Annotated in this window: 6 protein-coding genes and 1 pseudogene; 6 read left to right on the plus strand and 1 reads right to left on the minus strand. The window is 70.7% G+C overall.

The features are described from left to right. From ACFWP5_RS51360 to ACFWP5_RS51375, 4 genes and pseudogenes are all read left to right on the plus strand, one after another. Positions 1–382 (plus strand): annotated as a pseudogene (locus ACFWP5_RS51360) (radical SAM protein); the annotation flags it as partial. Between the two features lie 139 nt (positions 383–521). Continuing rightward, entirely contained in the window at positions 522–2102 is a 1581-nt protein-coding gene (locus ACFWP5_RS51365) for an alpha/beta hydrolase (RefSeq protein WP_384174009.1), read from the plus strand. 66 nt (positions 2103–2168) lie between these two features. Next, on the plus strand, positions 2169–2576 hold the full coding sequence (locus ACFWP5_RS51370) for a RidA family protein (RefSeq protein ID WP_384174012.1): 408 nt from the start codon (positions 2169–2171) through the stop codon (positions 2574–2576). Positions 2577–2638: 62 nt separating this feature from the next. Then, positions 2639–3172: a GNAT family N-acetyltransferase gene (locus tag ACFWP5_RS51375; protein WP_384174015.1), complete on the plus strand. Its 534-nt coding sequence runs from the start codon at positions 2639–2641 to the stop codon at positions 3170–3172. A 25-nt stretch (positions 3173–3197) separates the two neighbouring features. Here the strand turns inward: ACFWP5_RS51375 and ACFWP5_RS51380 are convergent, their stop codons facing one another. Then, positions 3198–3773, minus strand: coding sequence for an adenylosuccinate lyase (locus tag ACFWP5_RS51380; RefSeq protein WP_384174021.1), 576 nt, complete (start codon positions 3771–3773; stop codon positions 3198–3200). Positions 3774–4146: 373 nt separating this feature from the next. On the opposite strand from ACFWP5_RS51380, the gene ACFWP5_RS51385 reads away from it, so the two are divergent. Further along, a complete protein-coding gene (locus ACFWP5_RS51385; RefSeq protein WP_384174024.1) occupies positions 4147–5952 on the plus strand; it encodes a 3-hydroxyacyl-CoA dehydrogenase family protein in 1806 nt (601 codons plus the stop codon). Between the two features lie 118 nt (positions 5953–6070). Further along, on the plus strand, positions 6071–6314 hold a 244-nt coding region (locus tag ACFWP5_RS51390), incomplete at its 3' end, for a TetR family transcriptional regulator (RefSeq protein ID WP_384174027.1).

Below are 6314 nucleotides of genomic sequence, written 5' to 3' on the forward strand. Positions count from 1 at the left end.
CGTCGGGGTCCTGATGGCCCCGGTGATCCCCTTCCTGAGCGACGACCCGGCCCAACTGCGCGCCACCGTAAGGGCGATAGCGGCCTCCGGGGCCACCTCGGTGACTCCCCTGGTGCTGCATCTGCGGCCCGGTGCCCGCGAGTGGTTCATGGCCTGGCTCGGGCAGCACCACCCGCACCTGGTACGCCGCTACGAGCGGCTGTACGCGGAGGGCGCGTACGCCCCGAAGTGGTACCAGCGCCGGATCACCCGTCAGGTCCACGACCTGGCGCAGGAGTACGGCATCGGTCCCGCGCGCGCGGGGATGCCGCGCCGGATTCCCGAGCCGCCGGACCCGGCGGACCAGCCGGTGACCGAACCGACGCAGCTTTCGCTGATCTGAGGGCGTTCGAGCGCATCCGGCGGCCCAATTGGGTCAAGTATCGGCTGAACAGGTTCTTCCGCCCCGGGTTTTCGGGACTATGCGGCGAGGACCGACCGCGAGTCCCGCGGTCCGCTGCCTCTCCGCCCAGGGAGGACTCATGAGAAAACGCGCAGCCGTACTGTGCGGTGCCGCCGTCGTCGTGGCCGGGACGGTCACCGCTCTCCCCGCCGACGCGAGCACCGCGCACCCCACCACCAGCGTCCGGACGGCGAAGCTCAGCTGGAAGAGCTGCGCCACGACGAACTATCCGACGCTCCAGTGCTCAAGCGTCAAGGTGCCCCTCGACCACGCGAACCCGCACGGCAAGCAGATCACGCTCGCCCTGTCCCGCGTCCCGCACACCGCGAAGACCTACCAGGGGCCGCTGCTGGTCAACCCCGGCGGCCCCGGCGGCAGCGGGCTGACCCTCGCGGGATTCGTCGCGTCCTCGCTGCCCAAGGCGGTGGCGTCCCAGTACGACGTCATCGGCTTCGACCCGCGCGGGGTCGGCAAGAGCACACCCGCCCTCGACTGCAAGCCGGGTCACTTCAATCCGGTGCGCCCCGACTCGGTGCCGAGCACCCCGGCGCTGGAGAAGGCGAACCTCACGCGCGCGAAGGCGTTCGCGGCCGCCTGCGGCAAGAAGTACGCGAGCGTGCTGCCGTACATCGACACGATCAGTGCCGTGCGCGACATGGACTCGATCCGGCAGGCGCTCGGCGCGAAGAAGATCAACTACTTCGGTTACTCGTACGGCACCTACCTGGGCGCCGTGTACGCCAAACTCTACCCGGAGCGCGTGCGCCGCCTGGTCCTGGACTCCATCGTCGATCCCACGGGCGTCTGGTACGACGACAACCTCGGCCAGGACTACGCCTTCAACGACCGCCAGCAGGCGCTCATGGCGTGGATCGCCAAGTACGACTCCACGTACAAGCTCGGCACCGACCCGGCCAAGATCGAGGCCAAGTGGTACGCGATGCGGGCCGCGCTGGCCAAGAAGCCGGCCGACGGGAAGGTGGGGGCATCCGAGCTGGAGGACACCTTCATCCCGGGCGGGTACTACAACGGCTACTGGCCTTATCTCGCCGAGGCGTTCGCGGCGTACGTGAACGACAAGAACGCCGATCCGTTGGTCGAGGCGTACGGCAACTTCGCCGCGATCGACGCCTCCGGGGACAACGGGTACAGCGTCTACACGTCGGTGCAGTGCCGTGACGCGTCCTGGCCGCGCGACTGGAACCAGTGGCGCAAGGACAACTGGGCGGCCTACGACAAGGCGCCGTTCATGGTCTGGAACAACGCCTGGTACAACGCGCCGTGCGCGTTCTGGCCGACGAGGTCGGAGCAGCCGATCAACATCGCCAACGGCAAGCTGCCGCCGGTGCTGCTCTTCCAGGCGACGAACGACGCGGCCACTCCGTACGAGGGCGGCGCCACGGTCCACCAGATGCTGGCCGGTTCGAGTTTCGTGGTCGAGCAGGGCGGCGGGAACCACGGCATCACGCTGAGCGGGAACGCCTGCCTGGACAAGTACCTGGCGACGTATCTGACCAACGGCAAGGTGCCGCGCAGTGGCGGCGAGGTCGACGCGGTGTGCCAGAAGACGCCCGACCCACAGCCGCTGACCACGGCGAAGGCGGCGACGAGCACGGCACACGGTTCGACACTGCACGGCCTGCTGGGCTTCCGCGGCTGAGCACGGCCTGACGGTCCCTCGGGGGCGGGAATCCTCGTTGTCAGACCCATGGTCCACCATGGACGCATGAGTGAGCTGACGAGGATTCCCGCCCCCGACGGCGTCGCCCCCGCGACGGCCTACACGCACGTCGTGACGGGCACCGGCCGCTTCGTCGCGGTCTCCGGCCAGCTCGCCCTGGACGAGGACGGCAAGCTCGTCGGCGAGGGCGACGCACCGGCCCAGGCCCGCCAGGTCTTCGAGAACCTCCGCCGCTGCCTGGCCGCCGCCGGGGCCACCTTCGACGACGTGGTCAAACTGACCTTCTACGTCACGGACATGGCCCACATGCCGGCCATCCGGACGGCCCGCGCGGCGCACATACCCGACGACCGGCTTCCGGCAGCGTCGGCGGTACAGGTCGCCGCGCTGGTGCGACCGGAGTTCCTGATGGAGATCGAGGCGTTCGCGGTGATCGCCGAACCAACCGGGTAATTCGGAGACAGGCGCGGCCAATTCGGAGGCAGGCTCGGCCGGCGCATCCCTAGGGTGCCGCCATGGACGACGTCGAGCCCTTCCGGATCCGCCCGATGACCTTCGCCGACTGCGACCGCGTCTCCAAAATCCGCGTCCTGGGCTGGCAGTTCGCGTACCGGGGCCTCATGCCGCAGCCCTTCCTCGACGCCCTCAGCGCGACGGCCGACGCCGAACGCCGCCGGGCCCGCCTCGCGCAGGGCGACGACAGCGTGGTGAACCTGGTCGCGACACGGGGCGCCGAACTCATCGGCTGGGCCGCGCTCGGCCCGTACCGCGACGGCGAACTCCGCACCGAGGACGCCGAGTTGTACGCCCTCTACCTCGACCCGCAGCACGTGGGCACCGGCGCCGGCCGGGCCCTCGTACAGGAGGCCCTACGGCAGTGCGCGACCCTCGGCCACGACCGCGTCCTCCTCTGGGTCGTCCGGGGCAACGCCCGCGCCCGCCGGTTCTACGAGCGGGCGGGGTTCCGGACGGACGGGGCCGAGGAGCCGTACGAGGTGGAAGGGGTGTTGGTGCCCGAGGTGCGGTACGTCAGGGAACTGACGGGCTGAGGAGGTGTCGCACAGCGAACCCAGCTCACCGCTGCCGCGGAATCCGCCCCAGCGCATGCACCGCCGCCTCCGCCAGCGCCGGGTGGGCGAGGGCGTCGTTCAGTACCGGTCTGGCGCGCGGGTCGGCCAGTTCACCGAGGCCCTCCACACAGGCGAGGGCCACGCGGCGGTACGGGTCGTGGGGGCGGAGGCGCCGTTGCAGGGTGGTGATGAGCGCGGGGACCGACTCGGGGGCGTGCAGGTCGGCCAGGAGGCGGACGGGGTGCAGGGCGTAGGCGACGCGGAGTTCGTTGGTGGCGAGGGTGGCTGCCGCGCGGGCGGTGCGGGGGTCGTCGAGGCGGGCTAGGGCGTACGCGGCGGAGGCGCAGCGCGGTGGGTCGCGGTGGTTGAGGAACAGGACGAGGGACTCGAAGGCGCGCCGGTCGCCGGCGAGGCCGAGGCGGAACGCGGCCAGCTCCTTGGCCCACAGCGGATGACCGGGGGCGGTGAGCGCCTCCGCCAGTTCGTCGAGGTCGCCGGTCGCCACGAGACGCTCGTACGGCACCGCCCCTCCCGACTCCCGCCGTAAGCGCTCCGTGAGTGATCGCAACTCTTCGTCCATGAAACCGAGCCTATGGGTGTCACAGGAACCCCGGGACCTACATCACAAACTCGGGGGCTGGCGCGCTCGTTACTCACCGGTTAAGCTCAGGTGAGCGAGTTACCCACTCGCATATCTCCTTACGGCGGCCTGGTGACGCAGCCGCCGTTGGGGGCACCTCCCACTCCTTTAAGGCAGTGGGGGAGCAGTCGGTTCGGTACCTCGTGTACCGCAGTACGACACGGCTTGGGACAGGGCCGGTCGGAACTCTCTCTTCTCGCCGGGCGTGTGCGCTCGTTGCCCGGCATCACCCGCACTCCTTCTCGCAACTCCGTGCGCCCCTCGGCGTACGGAGTGCGCTCCCAGTCGTCACCCTCTTTCCAGGAGTCCCGCGATGGCAGCTCCCCTGTCCGACGCTCCCCTGTCCCCGTTCAAGACCATTGCCGTCGTCGGTCTCGGCACGATGGGCACCGGCATCACCGAGGTCCTCGCCCGGGCCGGCCGCCAGGTCGTCGGCATCGACGTCAGCGAGGCGGCGACCGCCCACGCCGTCGCCGCCCTGGAGACCGCGACCGCCCACGCCGTGCGGCGCGGCCGGCTGACCGAGCAGGAGCGCACCGACGCCCTCGCCCGCGTCCGCACCTCCACCGACCTGAGCGCCGCGGCCGACGCCGACCTGGTCATCGAGGTGGCCCCGGAGTCGTACGAGATCAAGCACCAGATCTTCCGCGAGCTGGACGGGATCGTGCGCCCCGACACCATCCTCGCGACGGGCACGAACGCCCTCTCCGTGACCCGGCTGGCCGCCGACTCCGCGCGCCCCGAGCGGGTGTTGGGGCTGCACTTCTTCAACCCGGCACCTGCGATGAAGCTGGTCGAGATCGTCTCCTCGGTGCTGACCGCGCCCGCCGCCGTCGCCGCGGTCACCGACCTCGCCGTCGAGCTGGGCAAGGAGCCCGTCGCGGTCGGCGACCGGCCCGGGTTCGTCGCGGACGGGCTGCTGTTCGGCTACCTCAACCAGGCGGCCGCGATGTACGAGGCGAAGTACGCCTCCCGCGAGGACATCGACGCGGCGATGCGGCTCGGCTGCGGGCTGCCCATGGGCCCGCTCGCGCTCCTCGACCTGATCGGCGTCGACACCGCGCGCACGGTCCTGGAGGCCATGTACGCCGAGTCCCACGACCGCCTGCACGCCCCCGCGCCGATCCTGAAGCAGCTCAGCGAGGCGGGCCTGACCGGCCGTAAGACTGGTCGCGGCTTCTACTCGTACGAGACTCCGGGCAGCGCGACCGTCGTGCGGGACGCGCTGACCCCGCCGGAGGGCGCGCGGCTCGCCCCGGGCCGTACGGTCCGCTCGGTCGGGGTCGCCGGTTCCGGGACCATGGCCTCCGGTATCGCCGAGGTCTTCGCCAAGGCCGGGTACGACGTGGTCCTCGCGGCCCGCAGCGAGGAGAAGGCGCAGCTCGCCAAGTCCCGTATCGGCAAGTCGCTTTCGCGCTCCGTCGACAAGGGGCGGCTGACCGCCGAGGCCGCCGCGCAGACCCTGGAGCGGATCACCCCGGCGGGCTCCTACGACGCGTTCGCCGAGGTCGACCTGGCCGTCGAGGCGGTCGCCGAGGACCTGGAGATCAAGCAGCAGCTGTTCGCGACGCTGGACAAGGTCTGCAAGCCGGGCGCGGTCCTGGCCACCACGACCTCGTCGCTGCCGGTCGTCGCGTGCGCCCGCGCCACCTCCCGTCCGCAGGACGTGATCGGCATGCACTTCTTCAACCCGGCGCCCGCGATGAAGCTGGTCGAGGTCGTCCGTACGGTGCTGACGGACGACGACGTCCACTCAACGGTCCGCGAGGTCTGCGTCAAGATCAAGAAGCATGCCGTTGATTGTGGTGACCGGGCCGGCTTCATCGTCAATGCACTGCTGTTCCCCTACCTCAACAACGCGATCAAGATGGTGCAGGAGCACTATGCGTCTCTTGACGACATCGACGCGGCGATGAAGCTGGGCGGCGGCTACCCGATGGGCCCCTTCGAGCTGTTGGACGTCGTCGGACTGGACGTCTCCCTGGCGATCGAGAAGGTCCTGCACCGCGAGTTCCGCGACCCGGGCCTGGCTCCGGCGCCGCTTCTGGAGCACCTGGTGGCCGCGGGCTGCCTCGGCCGCAAGACGGGCCGCGGCTTCCGCGAATATGCCCGCCGCTGAGCATCCGGACGACCGGTTCGGGATCGACGGGGACTGGGGCGGACTGCTCGAACCCACCGGAGGACCCCCGCCCGCGGCGGGCGGGGGAAACCTCCGACGTGCGCGCCAGGCTGCGCACATGCAGTACGTTCGGGTCATGCCCCAGCCCGCCAAGCCCTCCCGCACATCTGCCACGCCCGACGCACCGGAGAGTGCCGCGGGCAGCCGCGCCGCCGCCCAGCGCCTCAAGATGCGGCGCGAACTGGCGGCGGCCGCGATGGAGCTGTTCGCGACCAAGGGGTACGAGGCGACCACCGTCGACGAGATCGCGGCCGCGGCCGGGGTCGCGCGCCGGACGTTCTTCCGCCACTTCCGCTCCAAGG

Source organism: Streptomyces sp. NPDC058469, assembly GCF_042721125.1.
Taxonomy (GTDB): domain Bacteria; phylum Actinomycetota; class Actinomycetes; order Streptomycetales; family Streptomycetaceae; genus Streptomyces.

What these genes read in the sequence shown, in the direction of transcription:
- ACFWP5_RS51365 (WP_384174009.1), top strand. Translation starts at nt 522, where the DNA reads ATGAGAAAACGCGCAGCCGTACTGTGCGGTGCCGCCGTCGTCGTGGCC.
- ACFWP5_RS51370 (WP_384174012.1), top strand. Translation starts at nt 2,169, where the DNA reads ATGAGTGAGCTGACGAGGATTCCCGCCCCCGACGGCGTCGCCCCCGCG.
- ACFWP5_RS51375 (WP_384174015.1), top strand. Translation starts at nt 2,639, where the DNA reads ATGGACGACGTCGAGCCCTTCCGGATCCGCCCGATGACCTTCGCCGAC.
- ACFWP5_RS51380 (WP_384174021.1), bottom strand. Translation starts at nt 3,773, where the DNA reads ATGGACGAAGAGTTGCGATCACTCACGGAGCGCTTACGGCGGGAGTCG.
- ACFWP5_RS51385 (WP_384174024.1), top strand. Translation starts at nt 4,147, where the DNA reads ATGGCAGCTCCCCTGTCCGACGCTCCCCTGTCCCCGTTCAAGACCATT.